The organism is Pseudomonas sp. Irchel s3a18 (genome assembly GCF_900187535.1).
Lineage (GTDB): Bacteria > Pseudomonadota > Gammaproteobacteria > Pseudomonadales > Pseudomonadaceae > Aquipseudomonas.
Window position 1 is genome coordinate 634,585 of sequence record NZ_FYDV01000001.1, and the last position, 22,667, is coordinate 657,251.

A 22,667-nucleotide genomic window follows, 5' to 3' on the forward strand; every position below is an offset into this window, starting at 1 on the left:
AATGGGGAGTGGATATGAGCAACCTGCGTTTTACCGTCGATCACGAATGGCTGCGTCTTGAGTCCGATGGCTCGATCACCGTCGGCATCACCCCGTTTGCCCAGCAGGCACTCGGCGATGTGGTCTTCGTCCAGGTGCCCGAGTTGCGGGCCTACCGTGCCGGCGAAGAAGTGGCCGTGCTGGAATCGGTGAAAGCCGCCAGCAACATCGGCATGCCGCTGGACGGGCGAGTGGTGGATGTCAACGCCACCCTGGAAACCTCCCCGGAGTTGGTCAACGAGGACGCACTGGGGGCTGGCTGGTTCTTCCGCCTGCACCCCGACGACACCGACGCCATGCACCACCTGCTCGACCAGAGCGCCTACGAGCGTCTGATCAACGACCAGGACCACGGCTAAAGGCATTGATTGCCCGCCACATCGGCCATCCAACACGCACCATCGAGGACCGCACCATGTTCAGTAAACACGACCGGCTCACTGGCTACGACGACGAACTGCTGGCGGCAATGAATGCCGAGGAGGCGCGGCAAGAGCAGCACATCGAATTGATCGCCTCGGAAAACTACACCAGCCAGCGCGTCATGCAGGCCCAAGGCAGCGGCCTGACCAACAAGTACGCCGAAGGTTATCCGGGCAAGCGCTACTACGGTGGTTGCGAGCACGTCGATGTGGTCGAGCAGTTGGCCATCGACCGCGCCAAGCAACTGTTCGGCGCCGACTACGCCAACGTCCAGCCACACTCCGGCAGCCAGGCCAACGCAGCGGTCTATCTGGCCTTGCTCAATGCCGGCGATACCGTGCTGGGCATGAGCTTGGCCCACGGCGGGCACCTGACCCACGGTGCCAAGGTCAGCTTCTCCGGCAAGCTCTACAACGCGGTGCAATACGGCATCGACACCGACACCGGCCTGATCGACTACGACGAAGTCGAACGCCTGGCGGTGGAGCACCAGCCGAAAATGATCATTGCCGGCTTCTCCGCTTACTCCAAGACCCTGGATTTCCCGCGCTTCCGTCAGATCGCTGACAAAGTCGGCGCTTATCTTTTTGTTGATATGGCCCACGTCGCCGGTCTGGTCGCTGCCGGCTTGTACCCGAATCCGATTCCGTTCGCCGACGTGGTCACCACCACCACTCACAAGACCCTGCGCGGTCCTCGGGGTGGCTTGATCCTGGCCAGGTCGAACCCGGAGCTGGAGAAAAAGCTCAACGCCGCGGTGTTCCCCGGAGGCCAGGGCGGCCCGCTGATGCATGTGATCGCCGCCAAGGCCGTGTGCTTCAAGGAAGCGCTAGAGTCAGGCTTCAAGGTGTATCAGCAACACGTCATCGACAACGCCCAGGCGATGGCCAGGGTGTTTATCGAACGCGGCTACGATGTCGTGTCCGGTGGCACCGACAACCACCTGTTCCTGGTCAGCCTGATCCGCCAGGGCCTGACCGGCAAGGATGCCGACGCGGCACTGGGCCGTGCCGGCATCACCGTGAACAAGAACGCCGTACCGAACGACCCGCAGTCGCCGTTCGTCACCTCAGGCCTGCGCATCGGCACCCCGGCCGTGACCTCGCGTGGTTTCAAGGTGGCCCAGTGCGTTGAGCTGGCCGGCTGGATCTGCGACATCCTCGATCACCTCGGCGATGCCGATGTCGAGGCACAGGTTGCCAGGCAGGCCGCCGCAATGTGCATGGACTTCCCCGTCTACCGCAGCTGATCGGCAGCGGGAGGCTCTCGCCTCCCGCATTGCCCCCGACAGATTGCCCCTCTCATCTATCAAGGACACCGCACAGGAGAGCGCTTGTGGACTCATCAGGCAACAGCCCGGCAACCGTGCAAGTGGGCATCAAACTGCGCGGCGCCGACAAGGTGGCGCGGATCCCGGTGAAGATCATCCCCACCGATGAACTGCCACGCAAACCCGACTGGATTCGCGTGCGCATCCCGGCGTCCCCGGAAGTCGACCGGATCAAGGCCCTGCTGCGCAAACACAAGCTGCACAGCGTCTGCGAAGAAGCCTCCTGCCCGAACCTGGGCGAGTGTTTCTCCGGCGGTACCGCGACCTTCATGATCATGGGCGACATCTGCACCCGTCGCTGCCCGTTCTGCGACGTCGGCCACGGCCGTCCGAAGCCACTGGACGTCAACGAACCGGAAAGCCTGGCCATCGCCATTGCTGACCTGCGCCTGAAGTACGTGGTGATCACCTCGGTGGACCGCGACGACCTGCGTGACGGCGGCGCCCAGCACTTCGCCGACTGCATCCGCGAAATCCGCAAGCTGTCGCCGAACGTGCAGCTCGAGACCCTGGTGCCGGACTACCGTGGCCGCATGGACATCGCGCTGGAAATTACCGCCGCCGAGCCGCCGGATGTGTTCAACCACAACCTGGAAACCGTGCCACGCCTGTACAAGGCGGCGCGTCCGGGTTCGGACTACCAGTGGTCGCTGACCCTGCTGCAACGCTTCAAGCAGATGATGCCGCACATCCCGACCAAATCCGGGCTGATGCTGGGCCTGGGCGAGACCGACGAGGAAGTCATCGACGTCATGCAGCGCATGCGCGAGCACGACATCGACATGCTGACCCTGGGCCAGTACCTGCAACCGTCCCGCAGCCACTTGCCGGTGCAGCGTTTCGTGCACCCTGACACCTTCGCCTGGTTCGCCGAGGAAGGGTACAAGATGGGCTTCAAGAACGTCGCGTCCGGCCCGCTGGTACGCTCCTCCTACCACGCCGACCAACAGGTTCAAGGAACCCTGACACAAGCGTAACGGCCCGCCCCGTTCTACGAGCGATGTTGAAATCCACCGCCGGAATCGCACGCAATGAAAAACCGTACTAGGCTTTCGCGGGCGCCTTGAGTAGTGAACGGGAGTTCTATCGAGTGGTTGGTCTCCTCGCACTGTCCAGGCTCATGGTCAGGGGTCACTCACCAGGATTCCTGGTCGTTGTGCCGACGAGATTTGCGTCGCCAGCCACCCGGATCGACACTCGTTAAAGGAAGGCCACCATGCAAAGGCTCCCACATCGCTTCAGGTACTACGCTGCCTGTTCATTGCTGATCGCGCTTAACGGTTTTGCCCAAGCCGCGCAAACCGAAAAACCCAACATCCTGTTTATCGTCTCCGACGACACCGGCTACGGTGACCTGGGCCCCTATGGCGGGGGTGTCGGCCGAGGCATGCCGACCCCCAGCATCGACGAGCTGGCCGCAGAAGGCACAACCTTTTACTCGTTCTACGCCCAACCCAGCTGCACCCCCGGCCGGGCGGCGATGCAGACCGGGCGCATCCCCAATCGCAGCGGTATGACCACCGTGGCCTTCCAGGGCCAGGGCGGCGGTTTGCCGGCGGCGGAGTGGACACTGGCCTCGGTGCTCAAGACCGGTGGCTACGACACCTACTTCACCGGCAAATGGCACCTGGGCGAGGCCGACTATGCGTTGCCCAATGCCCAGGGTTATGACGTGATGAAGTACGTCGGCCTCTATCACCTCAATGCCTACACCTATGCCGACCCGCAATGGTTCCCCGACATGGACCCGGACACCCGGGCGATGTTCGCCAAAGTGACCAAGGGGGCGCTCTCGGGCAAAGCCGGGGAAAAGGCCGTCGAAGAGTTCAAGATCAATGGCCAGTACGTGGACACGCCGGTGATCGATGGCAAGCCAGGGGTGGTCGGGATTCCCTTCTTTGACGGTTATGTCGAGAAAGCCGCGCTGGAGTTCCTCGACACGGCCGCCAAGTCGGACAAGCCGTTCTTTATCAACGTCAATTTCATGAAAGTGCACCAACCGAACCTGCCGGCCCCCGAGTTCGTCCACAAGTCAATCTCCAAGTCCAAGTACGCCGACTCCGTGGTTGAGCTCGATACCCGTATTGGCCGCATCATGGCCAAGCTCAAGGCGCTGGGGATGGATAAAAATACCCTGGTGGTCTACACCACCGACAACGGTGCCTGGCAGGACGTCTACCCGGACGCCGGCTACACGCCGTTCCGGGGTACCAAGGGCACCGTGCGCGAGGGGGGTAACCGGGTCCCCGCGATCATGACCTGGCCAGGTAAAATCAAGGAGAACGCGAAAAACCACGACATCCTTGGCGGCCTCGACCTGATGGCCACATTTGCCTCGGTTGCCGGCGTGAAGCTGCCAGAGAAAGATCGCGAAGGTCAGCCAATCTATTTCGACAGTTACGACATGACCCCGGTGATAACCGGTACTGGCCCCGACCCACGTAAAGAGTGGTTCTACTTCACCGAAAACGAGTTGTCGCCGGGGGCGGCCCGCGTAGGCAACTACAAGGCCGTGTTCAACCTGCGTGGCGACAATGGTGTGGCGACCGGCGGCCTGGCCGTGGACACCAACCTGGGCTGGAAAGGGGAGTCGAAGTACGTGGCGGTCGTACCGCAAGTCTTCGACTTGCTGCAAGATCCCCAGGAGCGCTACGACATCTTCATGAGTAACGTCACCGAGCGCACCTGGACCATGGTGCCGATCAGCCTGGCGATCAACGCGCTCATGAAGACCTATGTCAAATACCCGCCGCGCAAACTGCAAAGCATGGGTTATGACGGGCCGATCGAGTTGTCCAAGTACCAGAAATTCCAGTCGGTACGCGAGGACCTGCAAAAAGAAGGCATCAACCTGCAATTGCCTACCGGTAACTAGCCCTGCGGTGGCAGCCTCCCGTGAGGCTGCCACTTGCCGCCAAGTGCCCCTGGCGGCCGGGCAACAGGCCAACACCTCGTAAAACCCGAAGCGTTCGCAAAAAATAAACGATTTTTCCTGATCCGGCAGGCCCGATAGGATGACGGAGTCCCTGGTGAACACTGCACCTGCCAGACCGGGAGAATGGCATGTCCCCCCTCAATGTCGGCGAACCCTGGATGTGGGCGGCCTTCATCGCCTTCATCGTTTCCATGCTGGCGCTCGACCTGTTTGTCCTGGGCGGGCGCAAGGCCCATCGGGTGTCCGCCCGTGAGGCGCTGTCCTGGGTCATTGCCTGGAGCGGCCTGGCCCTGACCTTCGCCGCGCTGCTGTGGTGGTACCTGCACGGGCAGTTCGGCGCGCAAGATGCCCAACGCATCACCCTTGAATTCCTCACGGGGTATCTGATCGAGCAGTCACTGTCGATCGACAACATGTTCGTCTTCGTGATGATCTTCGGCTACTTCGCCGTACCACCGTCCTTGCAGCGCCGTGTCCTGCTGTATGGCGTGCTCGGTGCCATCGTGATGCGCGCCTGCATGATTTTTGCTGGCGTCTGGCTGGTGTCGCAGTTTGCCTGGGTGCTCTACGTCTTCGGCGCCTTTCTCATCCTCACCGGGATCAAGATGCTGGTCTTCGCCGAGCACAAGCCCGATCTCGCCAAGAACCCCTTGCTGCGCTGGTTGCGACGCCACCTGCGGATCACCGACAGGTTTCACGGCCAGCGGTTTTTCGTGCGGCGCAACGGCGTGCGCTGGGCGACGCCGATGTTCCTGGTGATGGTGCTGATCGAAGCCAGCGACCTGGTGTTCGCGATCGACAGCATCCCGGCGATCTTCGCCGTCACCACCGACCCCTTCATTGTCTTCACCTCCAACATCTTCGCCATCATGGGCCTGCGCGCCCTGTACTTCCTGCTCGCCGACATGGCCGAGCGCTTCCACCTGCTCAAATATGGCCTGGCCATCGTGCTGGTGTTCATTGGCACCAAAATGTCGCTGATGCCGTGGTTCCACGTGCCGATCCAATGGTCGCTGGCGCTGGTCGCCAGCATCATCCTGGGCTCGGTGCTGCTGAGCCTGTTCCTGACTCAGGACAAAGCGCCAGCGAGGGAAGAGGATCGATGAGCGCAGCACACCGCGCCCTCATCGCTCCCCTGCCATTGCCAGCGAACCGCAATGACCTTGAGGCGTTCAAACAATGGCGAGATAGTCGTCGACACTGTCCGGCCAAGGGGTCAACACCTGGAAACCGTCGTCCGTCACGGCGACCATGTGCTCCCACTGGGCCGACAGTGACTGATCCTTGGTGACCACCGTCCAGCGATCGGCGAGGGTTTTCACATGACGCTTGCCGGCGTTGAGCATGGGCTCGATGGTGAAGATCATACCGGCCTTGAGCTTCAGGCCCTGGCCTGGATAACCGTAATGCAGGACCTGCGGTTCGTCGTGGTAAACCTTGCCGATCCCGTGGCCGCAGTACTCACGCACCACACTGAACCCCGCTGTCTCGGCCACCGACTGGATGGCATGCCCAACGTCGCCCAGCGTAGCGCTGGGACGAACCTGGCGGATGCCGGCGCACATGGCGTCGTAGGTGGTCTTGACCAGGTGTCGAGCCTGCGGGGTGGGCTCGCCCACGAAGTACATGCGACTGGTGTCGCCGTACCAGCCGTCCTTGATCACGGCGATGTCGATGTTGACGATGTCGCCATCGCGCAGTGCCCTGGCCGACGGAATGCCATGGCAGACCACGTCATTGACCGACGCACACACGGTTTTCGGGAAGCCGTGATACCCCACGTTGCCGGGTATGGCTTTCTGCACGTTGACGATGTAGTCGTGACACAGCCGGTCGAGTTCATCGGTGGTGACCCCGGCCTTGACGTGAGGGGTAATCATCGCCAGCACCTCGGCGGCCAGCTTGCCCGCCGTGGCGGACTGGGCGATTTGTGCCGGGTTATGGATCACAACACTATTCGCCTTCATGGCCTGGCTCCCGATGCAGGTTCGCATAGCTGTTTCAAATCAAGGCCTCCGGCCTGTTCGGCGCGAATCAGCAAGCGGCTGATTTCGCTGTGGTCCAGGTTGGGATGCAGTTCCGCCAGCATCCCGATGCGCATCCAGTGCTCGGCCTGGGCATTGATTGAGCGGCTCAGCGCCGCGCTGGCAATGCGCAGATGCTCGTGCATGCCTTCTGAAATTTTTACGATTCCCACGGGGTTGACCTATATGAAATGCATATGAATCGTATATTAGCCGATCCTGAGCCGAGTTAGCAATTCCTGGGACCGGGCCTCATCACGCTCGTCGTCCCGAGCCGTCAAAGCACTCAATAGCAGTAACGCCAACAGTGCCTTGATCACCCTTTCGTCTCCTGCCATGAACTGACTTCGGCTGACGTGAAGAGATTCCGGTTTTCCTGAAGGGGACAGAAGGATTCCCTTACATGCATGGGCTGTGCGGGCAACTACGATAGCCAGGATGTCGCGCAAACGGTTTGGCGACTTCCCCCGCAACTTCCAATCACAGAGTGTTCCAAATGAAAAAGCTTTTCGTAGCCATGCTGCTGTCCACCGCCTCTGCCGGCGCTTTCGCCTATGATACCCAAGTGAATTTCGACGGCGAAGTCACTGATCAAACCTGCCAAATCAGCGGTCCGGGGGGGTTGGGGGGCAGCATCAATGTCGCCCTGGACACCATTGGCGTCAGCGCGCTGACCACCGTTGGCAGCTGGGCTGGTAACAAGAAATTCACCATTCAGCTGACCAACTGCACCGCTGCTACCACCACCGTCAAGTGGGAGCAAATGGTCAACGTGGACGCCACCACCGGCGCCCTGAAAAACACCGCAGCCGGTGGTAGCAACGCTTTGATCCGCGTCCTGAACGACGACCAAACCCCCGTTAACATGGCCGCCGACACCGGTCGCACCTTCACTACCGCTGCCGCCGATCTGGACTACTACGCCCAGTACTATGCCTCGGTTGTTCCGGTCACTGCCGGCCTGGTCAGCACCTTCGGTTACGTCACCCTGACCTACTAATCCAGGCGCGGCCATCGGGCCGCCCCGGGAGTACGCAATACTCGGAGGTGCACCTGCGTCCCTCCGAACCTGTTCAAAGGTTGGTGTGTGATGGCAAATTTTTATTCCAAATCTCTCTGGCTCGTTGGCTGCCTCAGCTCCGCCGTTCTCTGGGCCGCTCAGGCTCAAGCCGGCATCATCATCCAGGGCTCCCGCGTGGTTTATCCGGCCAAAGACAGAGAAGTTTCAGTCAAGATGACCAACGTGGCGAAAGAGCCTTCGCTGGTGCAGGCCTGGGTCGACAAGGGCAATGACAAGCAGACCCCTGACAAGGCCGACGGTCCGTTCCTCATCACCCCGCCCATTACTCGGGTCGAGGCCAACAAGGGCCAAACCCTGCGCCTGGTCTACACCGGCGACGAAGCCGCTGCCAAGAAACAGGAAACCGTATTCTGGTTGAACGTCATCGACGTTCCACCCATGCCGATGACCGAGGGCACCAACTTCCTTCAGGTGGCCGTTCGTTCACGCTTGAAAATTTTCTTCCGCCCCGAGGGGCTGCCGGGCAATCCGACCAAGGCCGCCGAGGACTTGAGTTGGTCCGTCGTCCCGTCTGGCCAAGGCTTTGCCATACGCACCCGGAACGATTCGGCGTTTCACGTATCACTGGCCAACGTCAGCCTCGACGTCGGCGGCAAGTCACACAAGGTCAAGACCGAAGACGTCAAGATGGTTGCCCCGGGTGCGACCCAGGACTTCGCCCTGCCGGGCTTGAGCGCAATGCCAGGTGCCGGTGCGAAGGTCAGCTATGAATGGGTGAGTGACTACGGTGCGGTGATCAAGCAGGACGCCAAGTTCTAGCGCTATCTGTCTGTTACCAGTCGCGCATCCGCTGCGGCTGGTTTCACAACGCAATAACCGTCTTTTCAGGCCACGGGGCGATTCGCTCGGTGCGCATCTATTTGTCTTGAATAAAATTTGCGAGTAGCTGTGATGAATTCAATACGACTGCCGTGCTGCCTGATATACGGCGCCATGCTCATGTCGGGTAGCGCAATGGCGGTAACCAACCCATCAACAGACAACCATCGTACTTCCAATACCCCGGAGTACGCCGCCTTCAACCCCTCATTCTTCAATCATGGCGGCACCGAACCCAGTGTCGATGTGAGTCGTTTCGAGAAGGGTACCCCCGTCGAGCCGGGTGTGTACCGTCTGGATGTGTACGTCAATGAGACCTGGATCGGCCGCCAGCCCATTACGGCCGTCTCCACCGGCAGTGGCAAGGAGGCTATTTCGCGCTTCTGCATCAAGAGCTCGCAGTTCGCCGAACTGGGCGTCGATAAAAGCAAACTGCCGGCGGAAAATCAGCTGAAGATCGTGGGTGATTGCGTGGATTTCGCCGCCGCTGTGCCGGATGGCAAGATCGACGTGGACTTGTCCTCGTTGACCGCCTCGATATCCATTCCGCAGTTGTACATGGGGCGCAAGGTTGCCGGCTATGTGGACCCGTCCGAGTGGGACCGTGGCGTCAATGCCGGCTTCGCCATGTACGACACCAACCTGTACAAGAGCGATGCCAATGGCACCAGTTCCACTCAGTTCTATGGCAGCCTCAACAGTGGCTTGAACGTGGCTGACTGGCGCCTGCGCTACAACGCTTCATACAACCACAGCGAAAGCGACGACAGCGAATCGACGAGCGAGTACCAGTCGATCAGTACCTACGCACAACGCGACATCACCCCACTCAAATCCCAGCTCACCATGGGCGAGTACTTCACCCCCAGTGAAGTGTTCGACAGTGTGCCGTTCACCGGCGCCCAACTGGCCAGCGACGATCGCATGCTGCCCGACTCCCAGCGTGGTTTCGCCCCGGATATCCGTGGTGTGGCCGAGACCAACGCCAGGGTGCGGGTCAAGCAGAACAACAATGTGATCTATGAAACCAGCGTGGCGCCCGGCCCCTTCGAGATCAACGACCTCTACAACACCGGTTATGCCGGTGACCTGAACGTGGAAATCACCGAGGCGGATGGCCGGGTCAAATCTTTCCTCGTGCCCTATGCCTCGGTCAGCCAGTTGGTGCGCCCTGGGGTTTCGCGCTACAGCGTCACCGCTGGCCAGTACCGTGACGAGGACCTGGAAAAGGAACCCAGCTTCGTTCAGGGCACTTACCAGTACGGTATCAACAATGTCGTCACCGCCTACACCGGCAGCATTATCGCCGACAATTACCTGTCCGGCCTGGGTGGCATGGCCTTCAGCACCCCGGTGGGCGCACTGGCTCTGGACGTGACCCTGTCCCACGCCAGCGATCTGCCCGATGACCTGTACGGCGTTCAGAGCAGCATGAGCGGCCAGAGTTATCGGTTGACCTACAGCAAGCTGTTGGAGGCCACCGCCACCAACATGACCTTGGCCGCCTATCGCTTCAACAGCGAGGACTACTTGAGCCTGCAGGACTTCGCGCAAATCTGGGGTGGCAGTGATCGCTACCTCGACGACTCCCGTCAGCGCAACCGCTATCAGCTCAGCGTCAATCAGCCGCTGGGTGAACGTGGCTCGCTGTTCTTCTCTGGCTCCAAGCAGAACTACTGGAACCGCAGTGCCAGCGACACCAGCTATCAGGCGGGCTACAACACTGGCTTGAGCTGGGGCACCCTGGGGCTCTCGGCGTCCCGTACCCAAGATGAGGACGGTGATTACGACAGCACTTACCTGCTCAGCGCCAGCGTCCCCATCGGCCAGGGAAGCGGACGTTCGATGTCTCTGAGCACCAACATCAACTACTCCGACAGCCAAAACAACAACCTCCAGACCAACCTCAGTGGCACCGCTGGCGAGCAGAGAGAGGTGTCCTACAGCGTATATGGCTCGGGCTCTCAATCCGACGGCGATCGCTCCAGCAACACCGGTGGCAGTGTCACCTACAACTCGCCACACGCGGTCTATTCCGCCAGCGGCAGCCGTGGCGACGGCTACAAGCAAGGGAGCGTCGGTGCACGCGGCAGCCTGGTCGCGCACCCCGGCGGTATCAACTTCAGTCAGAACCAGAGCGAGACCATGGCCATTGTCGAGGCCAGGGGCGCACAAGGGGCGGCGGTCGCCTCCAGCATCGGCGCCGCGGTGGCCGACAATGGTTACGCCGTGGTGGGTGGCCTGACCCCGTACCGCCAGAACGAAATCGAGCTCGATCCCAAGGGCACGTCCAAGGACGTCGAACTGCAAGTGACCTCGCAATCCGTGGCGCCACGGGCTGGCGCGGTGGTGATGCTCAAGTACCCGACCACGACGGGGGCGCCGGTGCTGATGCAGGTGCTGCGTGACGATGGCGAGCTCGTGCCGCTGGGGGCAGAAGTGCTCGATAGCAAGGGCAACAACCTGACGATGGTTGGTCAGGGCGGCAAGATCTTCCTGCGTGGCCTGGAGCCCAAGGGCGAACTGATAGCCAAGTGGGGCGATGGCTCCGGCCAGCGCTGTCGGATCGAATACCAATTGCCCGAGCAGGCAGAGAAGGATGCGCCGTTCATGAAGGCGTCCGCCACTTGCCGTGCCGTGCTGGAAAAACCCCAGGTTGCTCAGAATTGAGGTGTTGTTTTATGCGTATTTGCACTGATCGTTACGCTGCGTCCTTATCGGCAGGGACGGGATGTGAAAAGCATCTGCAGGGACAGGGAGCACCATGTGCCAAGGGTGCGGGCAGCCGTCAACGCAACTGGCTTGTGAGCGGCCTGCTTTTGCTACTGACCCTGTTTGACAGCCATCAGGCCATGGCCGGCGACTGTACGGGTAATCCGCCTGCGGATATCTACACCTTCCCATCACCGATTAGTATCCCGCGTGACCGAAACACCTACGGCATACCGTTGACCAACTGGGTCGAGGGCCCCGCCAACACTAACTGGTGGACGTGTTTAACCATAGACGCGGGCGTTCAATTCATGTCGGAGACCCCTAGTAGTATGAAATATACCGAGGCAGGCCTAACGTACAACGTATTCAACACAGGCCTGCCTGGCGTAGGATTAGTTGTTGCCTTCAGGGGACACGTAGGAAACGGAGATTTATGCGGTTGGTACAACTATCTGCCTTGGAATAATCCTGAGAACATGGCCGGCTGGGTTTGCGGTACCCAAAGCCCTGGTAGTTGGACTGTTGGTGGCCAGGTTAAAATGCGCCTGATACAGATCGGGCAGATTAGTGCCGGTACGACTTCTGCCCTTACTCCGATACAAGCCACCACCTACTCTACAGAGCCCATCGGATCTAGAAAGTATTTCACTGTCAACCCGGTAACCTTCAACACGTTGTCCTGCTTAGCCGAAGGCATGAATGTAACCCTGCCCTCGGTGCAGAAGAGCGAGTTCAACACCAGTATTACGCCCAGGGTAACCCCGTTCCAATTCACCCTGCGTAATTGTCCGGCAGGCATGGACAGTGTTTCCTATCAGGTCACCCCCATGAGCCCCATCATTACCAGTGCCGATGGCACGTTTGCCAATAACACCGGCACAGGAATGGCGCTCGGTGTGGGCCTGCGTATCACTGACAGCACCAACACCGCGGCGGTCAACTTTGCCACGACCTACCCCGTGGCCGATTACAGCCCAACATCGGGCAACTCGGCCCTGCCCATTCCAATGAACGTGTCCTACTTCCGTACCGACACGGCTGACGCTGTCACCCCGGGGCGGGTGCAAGGCGCCCTGCAAATGACCGTGTTTTACAACTGACGGTTGGGCAATCGGGTCAAGGGCATCGATGGATGCCCTTCCTGATCAACGCCCCCCCATCGATTGTGGCCTGGAGCCCAAGGGCGAACTGATTGCCAAGTGGGGCAATGGCTCCGGCCAGCGCTGCCGGATCAATTACCAATTGCCAGAGCAGGCAGAGAAGGATGCACCGTTCATGAGGGCATCTGCCACTTGCCGTGCCGTACTGGACAAACCCCAGGTTGCGCAGAATTGAGGTGCTATTTGATGCAAGGGTGTACTGATCGTTACGCTTCGTCCGTCCAGGCAAGGCACGGGGTTGATAAGCCTCTGCAAGGTCAGGGAGCGCCACGTGCCAAGAGGACGGGCGGCCTCGTGAGCGGCCTGCTTTTGCTACTGTCCCTGTGCGGCAGCCATCAGGCCATCGCTGGCGACTGTACGGGTAATCCGGCTGCGGATTTCTATACGTTCCCATCACCGATTAGCATCCCGCGAGACCGAAACACCTTCGGCATACCGTTGACCAGTTGGGTCGAGGGCCCCGCCAACACTAACTGGTGGACGTGTTCCGGCGCAGACCCGGGCGTTATATACACATCGGAGTCTCCTGGCGGTATGCGATATACCGAGGCAGGCAAAACTTACAATGTATTCAACACAGGCCTGCCTGGCGTAGGATTGGTTATGGCCACCCGGGCATACACAGGATCTAAATGCGGTTGGTACGACTATGAGCCGTGGAGCAGCTCCAATAATTCGGCGGGTTGGATTTGCAGCGCCGTCGGTGGTAATTGGCAAGTGGGTGGCCAGGTTAAAATGCGGCTGATACAAACCGGGCAGATCAGTGCCGGTACTACTTCCGCCCTTACTCCGTTACAAGCCGACGCCTACCTCAACACGGGTACCGCAACTACCAAATATTTCACTGTCCCCCCTGTAACCTTCAACACACTGTCCTGCTTAGCCGAAGGCATGAATGTAACCCTGCCGTCGGTGCAGAAGAGCGAGTTCAACACCAGTATTACGCCCAAGGTAACCCCGTTCCAGTTCACCCTGCGCAATTGTCCGGCAGGCATGGACAGTGTGACCTATCAGGTCACCCCCATGAGTCCCATCATAACCAGTGCCGATGGCACGTTTGCCAACAACACCGGCACAGGGATGGCGCTCGGTGTGGGCCTGCGTATCACCAACAGCACCAACACGGCGGCGGTCGACTTTGCCACGACTTACCCCGTGGCCGATTACAGCCCGACATCGGGCAACTCGGCCCTGCCCATTCCAATGAACGTTTCCTACTTCCGTACCGACACGGCTGACGCTGTCACCCCGGGGCGGGTGCAAGGCGCACTGCAATTGACCGTGTTTTACAACTGACCGCAGGGCAATTGGGTCAAGGGCCTCTACGGATGCCCTTGCTGATCAACGCCACCCATCGATTGCAGCCTGAAGAGCAAACTCAGTTGCGCGTCGGACTACATCCTCCACTGCGCACTCCCACCATTCTCCTCCATTGCCTCAGCCTGACGCCGTCATCCAGCTCTTCACAGACGACTGCAACTGCGCAACGGCATCAAGCACCGCCATGGCGCGCAAATGAGCATCGTCATCTTCCAAGGCCTGAGCCAACCCCTCTTCATAGACCCTGGACGCATCGATGAGCTGCTGCGCCCCGACCATTTGGGCAGCCCCTTTAAGCCGGTGCACGACCTGTCCCAGGTCTCGCCACCGCCGGGCACTCAGCAACTCATTGAGGCGCCGCACATCCACTTCATTGGTTGAGTACACCTCACTTAATAACAGGTGCATTACCTGCTGATCACCCGCAGTCAGGGACTGTAGCAACGCCAGATCGAATGAAGTCGTTCCCGGCTTTCCAGGGGCAGCGGCTTGCGTGATCCGACCTTGTACTTTGTTCAGCTCAACATGCTGGACTACCTTACCCAGGCAGCTTCGAAGCATACTCAATCCAACCGGCTTGAACAGACAGTCATCCATATCCACCTCAAGACAGCGTAGACGGGCCTCCACTTGAGCGTTTGCGGTGAATCCGATAATCAGGCACGGAGCAAGCAAGCCTTCACGTTCAGCGGATCGAACATGCCTGGCTAATTCGTAGCCATCCATGATCGGCATATTACAGTCAGTGAATACCACATCGAACGCCTGCTCGCGCAGGACTTCAATGGCCTGCTGCCCATTGGCGGCTTCGCGCACGTGATGCCCAAGAAACAACAACTGCTGGCGCAGGAGAAGACGATTGGGTAGATGATCGTCAACCACCAACACATTCAATGATGCTCCCCCAATAGGATCGGACAGGGATACGACTTCCTCTGAAACCACATCCTCCAGGATCGGCGCCAGCAACTCGACAGTAACTCGTGTCCCTACAGTTAGTTCACTGTATAGATTCACCCTCCCGCCCATCATTTCGAGCAATTGGTAACAAATGACCAAGCCCAATCCACTGCCACCCCGCTGGCCCGATGACCCGCGAACCTGACTGAATGGTTGGAACAAAATCGCTTGATCTTCAGCGCAGATGCCAATCCCGCTGTCTTGCACGACAAACTCCATGCTCAGGTCACTACCAACCTCATGAGCGCGCACGGACAGCTTGATACTGCCGCGGTCGGTAAACTTGATCGCATTGCTCAGCAAATTGGAAAGTACCTGCTTCAGCCTACCGCCATCGACGAGCACATCACATGTCGAGCCCAACTGCATGTCCAGTTCCAGATGCAGGCCTTTTTGCGTCGCCACCCCATAAAATACCCGATAGACCGATTCCAGAATCTTTCGTGGATTGTTGCGCTCCGGGTCAAGTGTCAATCTACCTGACTCGATCTTTGCCAAGTCCAGAATGTCGCCAATCAACAACATCAACGCCCCGGAAGACGAATAGGCGATTTCGATGGACTCACGGTCCCAGGCCTCTCCCCGATCGACACGCTCCATGGTCAATTCGAGCAGCCCGACAATGGCGTTCAAGGGGGTACGGATTTCATGACTCATGACCGCAAGAAAACGACTTTTTGCTTCGCTAGCCTCTACGGCTCGATCTCGTGCCTCTTGCAACTTCTGCAACAGGAACTGCACATCCGTGATATCGACCCACCCTGTCAGCCCCCCCACAACCTGCCCATTAACGCCATAATGGAGCACCGTCCATTGACGAAACGTGTAGGTGTCACCTTGAACGCTCACCTCTATCTGCTGTACATCAATCGTTTCCTGGCCAGCCAGCAAGGCAGCCAAAGCTCGCTGTTGGGCACCTTCCTGGGCCGGGTCCAAGCCGTTAACCTCACCCCAGGTTCTTCCAATTACACTCTCTGGATGAACCCTGAATACAGTGAAGAATGTCTGATTACACAAGACAAAGCGCCCGTGTAGGTCGAGGACCGCGACAGACTGAGGGATGCCATCAAGCAGCGTACTTCGAAAGAGTTGGCGGGCCTTTTCAGCTCGCTTGCGAGAACGATTGATAAACCAATACCCCAGCCAAATCAGCAGCAACAGCAGCACGGCGCCATTCAGCAGAAATACCCAGCGTAACTTTCGCTGATAACCTGCCCACACGCTGCTCTTGGCTGGAAGACTGGTGTGCCAGCGCCCCAGGAGTTTGCCGATAAGACGCGGCTCAAGCTGAGCGACAGACGCTTGCATCACGCCATACAGCATAGGATTATCCTTGGCCACGGCAAACGGCAGGGCTGCCTGCAACTGCGGCAGGGGCATGACCACCCGCAAGTCTTCGGTAAAGTATTGATTGATTAAGTAACGCGCGACCGGTAGAAAAAGGACAGCCCCTTCGGCACTGCCGTCGGCCACTTTCATCAAGTTTTCCAGGTTACTGTCCGTCAGCACCAATTCAGTTCGTGGATAGAACTCTTGCATGTATTGAACAACTGCACCGCTCTTTGTTGTCGCTACGCGCTGCCCTTCCAGATCGAGCAGTTTTTTCACGCTACTGTTACGTGGAGCAACCAGCGCAAAACTGCTTTGCAGATAAGGCTCAGTGAAATCCAGGAAGGCCTTGCGCTCTGGAGTCGCTAATAACATGCTGGCGATATCCGCGTCACCGGCACGCATGATACCCAACACCTCCCCCAAGGTATTGCTCTGCACAAATTGAAAACGTATGCCCGTACGCAGAGCTATCTCCGCTAGCAAATCGGCTTGCAGCCCACTAAAACGACCATCGTCATCAAAAAAACTGTAGGGGGGCGTGCCTCCATCGACTACAACCTTGACTTTCGGCCTGGTCGCCAGCCAGTCAAGTTGTTCCTGGGTAAAGACGGAAGGCCGTTCAGAATCGAAACGCGCACTCACTACCCAATGCCCGAGTATGTCGGCCTCTGCCAATTGCGGGATAGTGTCTAATACGCGATTAAACAACTCGCTAAGCGCCACATCATCCGCACGAAAGACAAACGAGTAACCCACAGGCCTCCACTTGGTCAGCGGTCGCATTCGCAAACTGGGGAATTCACCTAGCGCCAGCTGGTAGGCCGCACTGGCTGCATCACAGACTACCCAACCTGCATTTTTATCCTCTACCGCGTACAAGGCTTCACGAACCGTTTCGTACACGTCCAGCTTCGCCTGCGGAAAGTGATCAGCCAGTTCAGTCAACGGCGCATAGCCATCCACCACTGCCATCCGCCGGTCGCCGACGAGTAATTTTTCATCCTCCAGATCACCAATGCGCCCAACCAGGACCGGCTGATTGTCTGCATAAGGATGGGACAACAGCATGCCAGGGAGCTGCTGTTCATATGAAGAACCACGCCCCAAGACATCGATCTCTCGTGCACTTAACGCAGCCAGTGCGGCTGTCCAATCAGGGTAGACTCGAACCTCTGTTTTAAGCCCCAGACTCGAGCTTATAATCTTCAAAAAGTCCGCCGTAATCCCTCTAACCGATTGGCCACGTACCAGTTCCAACGGTTCATGACTGGCGGCGGCTACCCCCAGACGGAGTATCTGATGCTTTTGCAACAGGCGTCGTTCTTCAGGCCCAAGTGAAATAGCGACCCGAGGCAGACCAACTTGACCCTCCAGATGCATCTGCTCCAGTGCACGAGCGGGAAAGCTGAAGAACATGCTGGCACACAGCATATACGACAAGAATACTCCCCCCTCCCCCGAGAACGACGAAAATCTTCCTAAATACCGCATCGTGATGCCCCCGCCGATTCGCCTTGATTAATTCACACGCATGCAAGCACGAACGACACTAGTTCGTCATAAACACTCAGCTCGCCAACTAATGACCTCCCCACAGTAACTCTACGACAGTAAGTACTACTCACCCTGTCATCCGTAGTTTTCTCTAACAGGTATTGAGCTTGCGTGCACAGCACAGTACTTGGGCCCTCGACTTTGCTAATCGTTTGAAAAAACGCGCTGTGCCTGAATTGTTTTTAATGAAGGGCAATCATGCCAAGAGCACCAACAATACGGCTGCAGAGGGAAAACAAAAAACAAGTCGACCGCACCTGAAGTCATCATCCAGACGCTGAGGCACGCTCTAGTGGCGCCGATCAACGTAACCAGCCTCAGAAATACTCAGCACTCCCTCAGGGACTGACTTTATAGTCACACTACAACTGAACGCGAGCGCACGCTGATCTTGTATGACTACCCAGTCGAGGCCGTGGGAAAAGTTATGCGCCAGGCTTTGATCCCATTACAAAAAAGAAACCGTATTGCACCAACCCCTACATCTGACCAGGCAGGGCGTCAATTCGGACGCGGATTAGCATCAGGATGCTTGCCCTTTAGCTGTGCTAAACAAGACAGAAGCGCATCCACTAAAGCAAATGATTGCGCTTTACCAGATCTACCAACTCGAGAAAGTTCTTGACCTTAAGCTTTTCAATCAGTCTAGCCTTGTAAGTGCTTATCGTTTTCTCGCTAATCATCAGGAGCTGGGCAATTTCCTTTATTCGATATCCTCGACTAAGATGCCTAAGTACAGCGATTTCCCGGTCCGAAAGCATTTTGAGCAACTGTTCCTCGGAGGCCATTCCACTAGAGCTACCCACCGAAGAAAACTCCGTTGAAGGGAACAATACATATCCTGTCAACACAATCTTCACCGCACTCAACAGCTCATCCAGATTAGAGTTCTTGCTCACAAAGGCATGCGCACCGGCTCGGGAGCATCGAATTGCATAACGCTCGGTATCAAGACCAGAAAAAACCACGGTCTTGACACCCCCTCCCCCCGCAGACAATCGCTGCAGCACCGAAAAACCATCAAGTTTCGGCATATCGATATCAAGAATCAATAAGTCCGGTTCAAGACGGCGAACCAAAGCAACGACATCTAACCCACTACCAGCCTCACCCACTATTTGGTGCCCGGCTTTTTTCAGTAAAATTGATACCGCCATCCGGACCACCGAATGATCGTCTGCAATTAATATCTTAGACAACTCATCACCCCATCAGCCAATGTAGAGCATACCCCAACCAAATCACGATACAGCCCGACTGACTGAAGCACAGCCTCTAAAGGCTAGCAGTCAGATCGGAAAAACCATGTAAGCAAATCCTTATTTACAGGCGAGGATTACCTTACAAACAACTCCAGCCACCACACTTATAAACTCGAATCCCTCGCTAGACGCGGCCGAGCCAAACCACAGGTAACACCCCATGTGCCTACCCTGCGCTAGCAGTGGACGAGAAAAGACTTAACGTCGTTTCCGGGATCGGTTGAGCACTACACAACGCCTCTATCTCGTTTTTTCACTTTCGTTTCTATTGGAACAAATCGCTGGGGATTGGTCGTTTTCCCTTGGGACATACAACGCTCGACGGTTCTGGTCCGACGTAAAATCCGCTAGGCTAGGTTTTTTCATTTCCCAGGACGGACCCAGGCATGCCCACGCTCCACACCTCCCTGCAAGACACCGCTGCGCCGCAAGGCGTTTGTTTTGGCTGCGGCAGCCGCAACCCGCACGGGCTGCACATCAAGAGCACCTGGCATGAAGACGGTGTGCACGTCGTGGCCGAGCATCTGCCAGAGGCCAAGTACTGCGGCTGGCCCGATCTGGTGTACGGCGGGCTGATCGCGATGCTGGTCGATTGCCATTCGAACTGGACGGTGATGGCCTATCACTACCGGGCAGAGCAGCGCAGCCCCGGCAGCCTGCCGCGCATCGACTGCGTGACCGGCAACCTGGGCATCAAGTTCATCAAACCCACGCCCATGGGCGTTCCACTCACTTTGCGGGCCAGGGTGGAAGGTGAGGTCGGGCGCAAGACCCGGGTGATCTGCGAGGTGTACGCAGCCGATGTGCTCACGGCAGTGGGCGACTCCATTTTTGTGCGCGTCGATACCGGGCAACTGGCGGCCGCCGCCCATGGTCGTGAAGACTGAGGCGGGGCCTGTCAGGTTGACGCGGTGCGTGCCCGGCCCTACCGCCGGGAAGCGTGCCTTCGGCCGGCGTTGAAAGCTGCTTTAATGGTTCAACGCCAGCCGTGCCCGTCAGCCCCTGCCAGCGGGGCAATCCGAAGCCTGAATGGGAGCGCACCGATGAACCGTCTCACAGCGAATGACTTTGCCCCTGAACTGCTGGAACTCTACGACTACTACGCCCACGGCAAGATCAACCGCCGTGAGTTTCTCGACCGTGCGGCACTGTTCGCACTGGGCGGTCTGACCGCGTCCGCCCTCCTCGCCGCCTTGAGCCCGAACTACGCCCTCGCCGAGCAAGTGGAATTTACCGATCCGGACATCCTCGCCGAGTACGTCACTTACCCCTCGCCCAAGGGGCACGGGCAGGTGCGGGGTTATCTGGTGCGCCCGGCGAAGGCCACCGGCAAGGTGCCGGCGGTGGTGGTCGTGCATGAAAACCGCGGGCTCAATCCCTACATCGAAGATGTCGCCCGGCGCTTGGCCAAGGCCGGCTTCGTCGCCCTCGCACCGGATGGCCTGACCTCGGTGGGCGGCTACCCCGGCAACGATGACAAAGGCCGGGCGCTGCAGCAGACCGTCGACCCCGCCAAACTGATGAACGACTTCTTCGCCGCCATCGAGTGGATGATGAAACACCCGACCAGCACCGGAAAAGTGGGGATTACCGGGTTCTGTTATGGCGGTGGCGTCGCCAATGCGGCGGCCGTGGCCTATCCGGAACTGGGGGCCGCCGTGCCCTTCTATGGCCGGCAACCGGCCGCCGCGGATGTGCCGAAAATCAAGGCCCCGCTGCTGCTCCACTATGGCGAACTGGACAAGGCCATCAACGAAGGCTGGCCCGCCTATGAACAGGCGTTGAAAGCGGCGGGCAAGACCTACGAGGCTTATATCTACCCCGGTGCCAACCATGGCTTCCACAACGATTCCACACCGCGCTACGACGAGGCTGCCGCCAAGCTGGCATGGAGCAGGACACTGGACTGGTTCAAGCGTCACCTGAGTTAAGCCGGCGTCGAGCGTAACCTCGGGGTATCAGGCATTCTTTTTCTGCAGGCTCTTCAAGCGCTGGGTAGCGCGCTGTGCGGCGGCCATTTTTTCCGGGCGCTTCATGCGCTTCCATTTGCGGATGTCTTCCTTGCTGCGCCCGCAACTCACACACAGTTCACCGCTCAACTGGCACACGGCGATGCACGGGTTTTCAATGTCCTTGGCCATGCCTCAACCCCGCCCCGAACGCTTGCGCGCCAGGCGCTGCTGCCAGTTGCCGCCGTGGCTGCGTTGGCACTGTTCTTCACTGTCGAACTGCACATGGGCCGCCACCGGACTGACGGGCACATCCGCCTCGCGTAATGCCATGGCCGTCAGCTCGACCATGCGCGCATCCTGCCCGGCGGCCAGTGCCCGGTCCTGATGGACCTGGGTATCGAAGACCCAGACGACCCTCAGGCTCGAAGGAAACTGCTCATAGTCCAGTTCATGGGTGAGCCAGGAGAACCCCGGAATTTCTGCCTTGGCCGTTTCGCAGGCTTCGGTCAGGGTGGCGATCAGGCGGCGTTCGATACGGGCCTGATCGCGTTTGCTCAACGACATGGGGGATCCTTGAATGGGGGTGGCGATCTAAGGTGCCCATCATACGATACCTCCCCGCGCCCTTGAACGACCCGGCTCAGAGTCCGCTGACCACCTTGGTCCAGAGGCGGGTGACCTGGCGCATGACCTTGGGCTGCAAGGCCTTCAGTGGGAACAGGGTGCTCATGACCTCTGGCGCCGGGTAGATCGCCGGATCATTGCGCAGGCCCGGCTCCAGAAAATCCGTGGCCGCACTGTTGCCGTTCGGATAGTGGATCGAATTGCTGATGTCGGCGATCACCTTGGGCTCCATCAGGTAGTTCATGTAGGCGTAGCCGTTGTCCTGGTTGGGGGCATTGCGGGGCATGACCACCATATCGACGGCCAGGGTCGAGCCTTCCCGCGGGATCGAATACGCCAGCTCGACACCGTTCTTCGCCTCACGGGCAATGGCGGTGGCCTGGGCAATGTCGCCACTGAAGCCAATGGCCACGCAGAGGTTGCCATTGGCCAGGTCGCTGACGTACTTGGACTGATGGAAGTACTGAATGTAGGGCTTGATCTTCAGCAAGGCGGCCTCGGCCTTGAGGTAGTCGGCCGGGTCCTCGCTGTCGTGCTTGAGCCCCAGGTAGTTGAGGGTGATCGGCAACATCTGCGTCGAGTTGTCGATGAACGCGACGCCGCATTGCTTGAGTTTCTCGATGTTCTGCGGATCGAACAGCAGGCTCCAGCTGTGAGTGACATCGGTGTTGCCAAAGATCGCCTTGATCTTCTCGACGTTGTAGCCGATGCCAACGGTCACCCACATGTAGGGAAAGCCGTACTGATTACCGGGATCGTTGACCTCAAGCATTTTCAGCAATTGCGGGTCGAGGTTCTTCCAGTTGGCCAGCTTGTCCTTGTCCAGCTTCTGCAAGGCGCCGGCCTTGATCAATTGCGCCAGGAAGTGGTTTGACGGGCTGACCACGTCGTAGCCGCTGCTGCCGGTGATCAGCTTGGCCTCGAGCATCTCGTTGCTGTCGATCAAATCGTAGGTAGTCTGGATACCCGTTTGCCGGGTGAAGTTACTCAGGGTGTCGCTAGCGATGTAGCTGCTCCAGTTGGAGATGCGTACGGCTTCAGCGGCCACCGCCGCCCCGCTTGAGGCCGCGCAGAGTGCAAGTACGATGTATTTGGGCGTAATCATTATTGTTGTTCCTGGCAAGGCGCCGACGTGGG

The 22,667-nt window shown here is 58.7% G+C and carries 20 protein-coding genes; 13 read left to right on the forward strand and 7 right to left on the reverse strand.

Translation table 11 applies throughout. The features are described from left to right. Nucleotides 1-14 precede the first annotated feature (14 nt). The 5 genes from gcvH (at nucleotide 15) to CKW29_RS02630 (ending at nucleotide 5,833) form a co-directional block, all read left to right on the forward strand. The gene (gene gcvH / locus CKW29_RS02610; RefSeq protein ID WP_095146599.1) at nucleotides 15-398 is read left to right on the forward strand and encodes a glycine cleavage system protein GcvH; all 384 of its coding nucleotides are present in this window, start codon (nucleotides 15-17) and stop codon (nucleotides 396-398) included. Between the two features lie 56 nt (nucleotides 399-454). Then, a complete protein-coding gene (glyA, locus tag CKW29_RS02615) occupies nucleotides 455-1,711 on the forward strand; it encodes a serine hydroxymethyltransferase (RefSeq protein WP_095146650.1) in 1,257 nt (418 codons plus the stop codon). 86 nt (nucleotides 1,712-1,797) lie between these two features. Continuing rightward, nucleotides 1,798-2,769: a lipoyl synthase gene (gene lipA / locus CKW29_RS02620; protein ID WP_095146600.1), complete on the forward strand. Its 972-nt coding sequence runs from the start codon at nucleotides 1,798-1,800 to the stop codon at nucleotides 2,767-2,769. A 239-nt stretch (nucleotides 2,770-3,008) separates the two neighbouring features. After that, nucleotides 3,009-4,667 (forward strand): arylsulfatase, encoded by a 1,659-nt coding sequence (locus CKW29_RS02625; protein WP_095147873.1) that lies wholly within the window; start codon nucleotides 3,009-3,011, stop codon nucleotides 4,665-4,667. Nucleotides 4,668-4,855: 188 nt separating this feature from the next. Further along, complete coding sequence (locus CKW29_RS02630; RefSeq protein ID WP_095147874.1) at nucleotides 4,856-5,833, forward strand: TerC family protein; 978 nt, start codon at nucleotides 4,856-4,858, stop codon at nucleotides 5,831-5,833. Nucleotides 5,834-5,899: 66 nt separating this feature from the next. Here CKW29_RS02630 and map read toward each other — a convergent pair whose 3' ends face one another. After that, nucleotides 5,900-6,694: a type I methionyl aminopeptidase gene (gene map / locus CKW29_RS02635; RefSeq protein ID WP_095147875.1), complete on the reverse strand. Its 795-nt coding sequence runs from the start codon at nucleotides 6,692-6,694 to the stop codon at nucleotides 5,900-5,902. Further along, on the reverse strand, nucleotides 6,691-6,924 hold the full coding sequence (locus tag CKW29_RS02640; RefSeq protein ID WP_095147876.1) for a ParD-like family protein: 234 nt from the start codon (nucleotides 6,922-6,924) through the stop codon (nucleotides 6,691-6,693). Before CKW29_RS02640 ends, map begins: the two co-directional genes overlap by 4 nt. 323 nt (nucleotides 6,925-7,247) lie before the next feature. On the opposite strand from CKW29_RS02640, the gene CKW29_RS02645 reads away from it, so the two are divergent. The 6 genes from CKW29_RS02645 (at nucleotide 7,248) to CKW29_RS25710 (ending at nucleotide 13,822) form a co-directional block, all read left to right on the forward strand. Next, entirely contained in the window at nucleotides 7,248-7,751 is a 504-nt protein-coding gene (locus CKW29_RS02645) for a fimbrial protein (RefSeq protein WP_095147877.1), read from the forward strand. Nucleotides 7,752-7,841: 90 nt separating this feature from the next. Then, the gene (locus tag CKW29_RS02650) at nucleotides 7,842-8,591 is read left to right on the forward strand and encodes a molecular chaperone (protein WP_095147878.1); all 750 of its coding nucleotides are present in this window, start codon (nucleotides 7,842-7,844) and stop codon (nucleotides 8,589-8,591) included. Between the two features lie 180 nt (nucleotides 8,592-8,771). Next, nucleotides 8,772-11,321, forward strand: a complete 2,550-nt coding sequence (locus CKW29_RS02655) for a fimbria/pilus outer membrane usher protein (protein WP_256584820.1) — start codon at nucleotides 8,772-8,774, stop codon at nucleotides 11,319-11,321. A gap of 740 nt (nucleotides 11,322-12,061) precedes the next feature. Further along, on the forward strand, nucleotides 12,062-12,466 hold the full coding sequence (locus CKW29_RS25705; protein ID WP_159950228.1) for a fimbrial protein: 405 nt from the start codon (nucleotides 12,062-12,064) through the stop codon (nucleotides 12,464-12,466). A gap of 28 nt (nucleotides 12,467-12,494) precedes the next feature. Beyond that, nucleotides 12,495-12,701 (forward strand): FimD/PapC C-terminal domain-containing protein, encoded by a 207-nt coding sequence (locus CKW29_RS02665; protein WP_095147881.1) that lies wholly within the window; start codon nucleotides 12,495-12,497, stop codon nucleotides 12,699-12,701. Nucleotides 12,702-13,417: 716 nt separating this feature from the next. Beyond that, nucleotides 13,418-13,822 (forward strand): fimbrial protein, encoded by a 405-nt coding sequence (locus CKW29_RS25710; RefSeq protein WP_159950231.1) that lies wholly within the window; start codon nucleotides 13,418-13,420, stop codon nucleotides 13,820-13,822. Between the two features lie 141 nt (nucleotides 13,823-13,963). Here the strand turns inward: CKW29_RS25710 and CKW29_RS02675 are convergent, their stop codons facing one another. Together CKW29_RS02675 and CKW29_RS02680 are read right to left on the reverse strand one after the other, a co-directional pair. After that, nucleotides 13,964-17,569, reverse strand: coding sequence for a transporter substrate-binding domain-containing protein (locus CKW29_RS02675; RefSeq protein ID WP_256584824.1), 3,606 nt, complete (start codon nucleotides 17,567-17,569; stop codon nucleotides 13,964-13,966). Nucleotides 17,570-18,264: 695 nt separating this feature from the next. Next, complete coding sequence (locus tag CKW29_RS02680) at nucleotides 18,265-18,891, reverse strand: response regulator transcription factor (RefSeq protein WP_143496835.1); 627 nt, start codon at nucleotides 18,889-18,891, stop codon at nucleotides 18,265-18,267. A 449-nt stretch (nucleotides 18,892-19,340) separates the two neighbouring features. Between CKW29_RS02680 and CKW29_RS02685 the strand changes: the two genes are divergently transcribed. Continuing rightward, nucleotides 19,341-19,841, forward strand: a complete 501-nt coding sequence (locus CKW29_RS02685) for a PaaI family thioesterase (RefSeq protein ID WP_095146604.1) — start codon at nucleotides 19,341-19,343, stop codon at nucleotides 19,839-19,841. Nucleotides 19,842-19,997: 156 nt separating this feature from the next. Beyond that, on the forward strand, nucleotides 19,998-20,885 hold the full coding sequence (yghX, locus tag CKW29_RS02690) for a YghX family hydrolase (protein ID WP_095147885.1): 888 nt from the start codon (nucleotides 19,998-20,000) through the stop codon (nucleotides 20,883-20,885). A 27-nt stretch (nucleotides 20,886-20,912) separates the two neighbouring features. Here yghX and CKW29_RS02695 read toward each other — a convergent pair whose 3' ends face one another. From CKW29_RS02695 to CKW29_RS02705, 3 genes are all read right to left on the reverse strand, one after another. Continuing rightward, entirely contained in the window at nucleotides 20,913-21,095 is a 183-nt protein-coding gene (locus tag CKW29_RS02695) for a DUF1289 domain-containing protein (RefSeq protein WP_095077179.1), read from the reverse strand. A 3-nt stretch (nucleotides 21,096-21,098) separates the two neighbouring features. Further along, entirely contained in the window at nucleotides 21,099-21,470 is a 372-nt protein-coding gene (locus CKW29_RS02700; protein WP_095146606.1) for a hypothetical protein, read from the reverse strand. A 76-nt stretch (nucleotides 21,471-21,546) separates the two neighbouring features. Then, complete coding sequence (locus CKW29_RS02705) at nucleotides 21,547-22,635, reverse strand: polyamine ABC transporter substrate-binding protein (RefSeq protein WP_095147886.1); 1,089 nt, start codon at nucleotides 22,633-22,635, stop codon at nucleotides 21,547-21,549. Nucleotides 22,636-22,667: the final 32 nt, after the last annotated feature.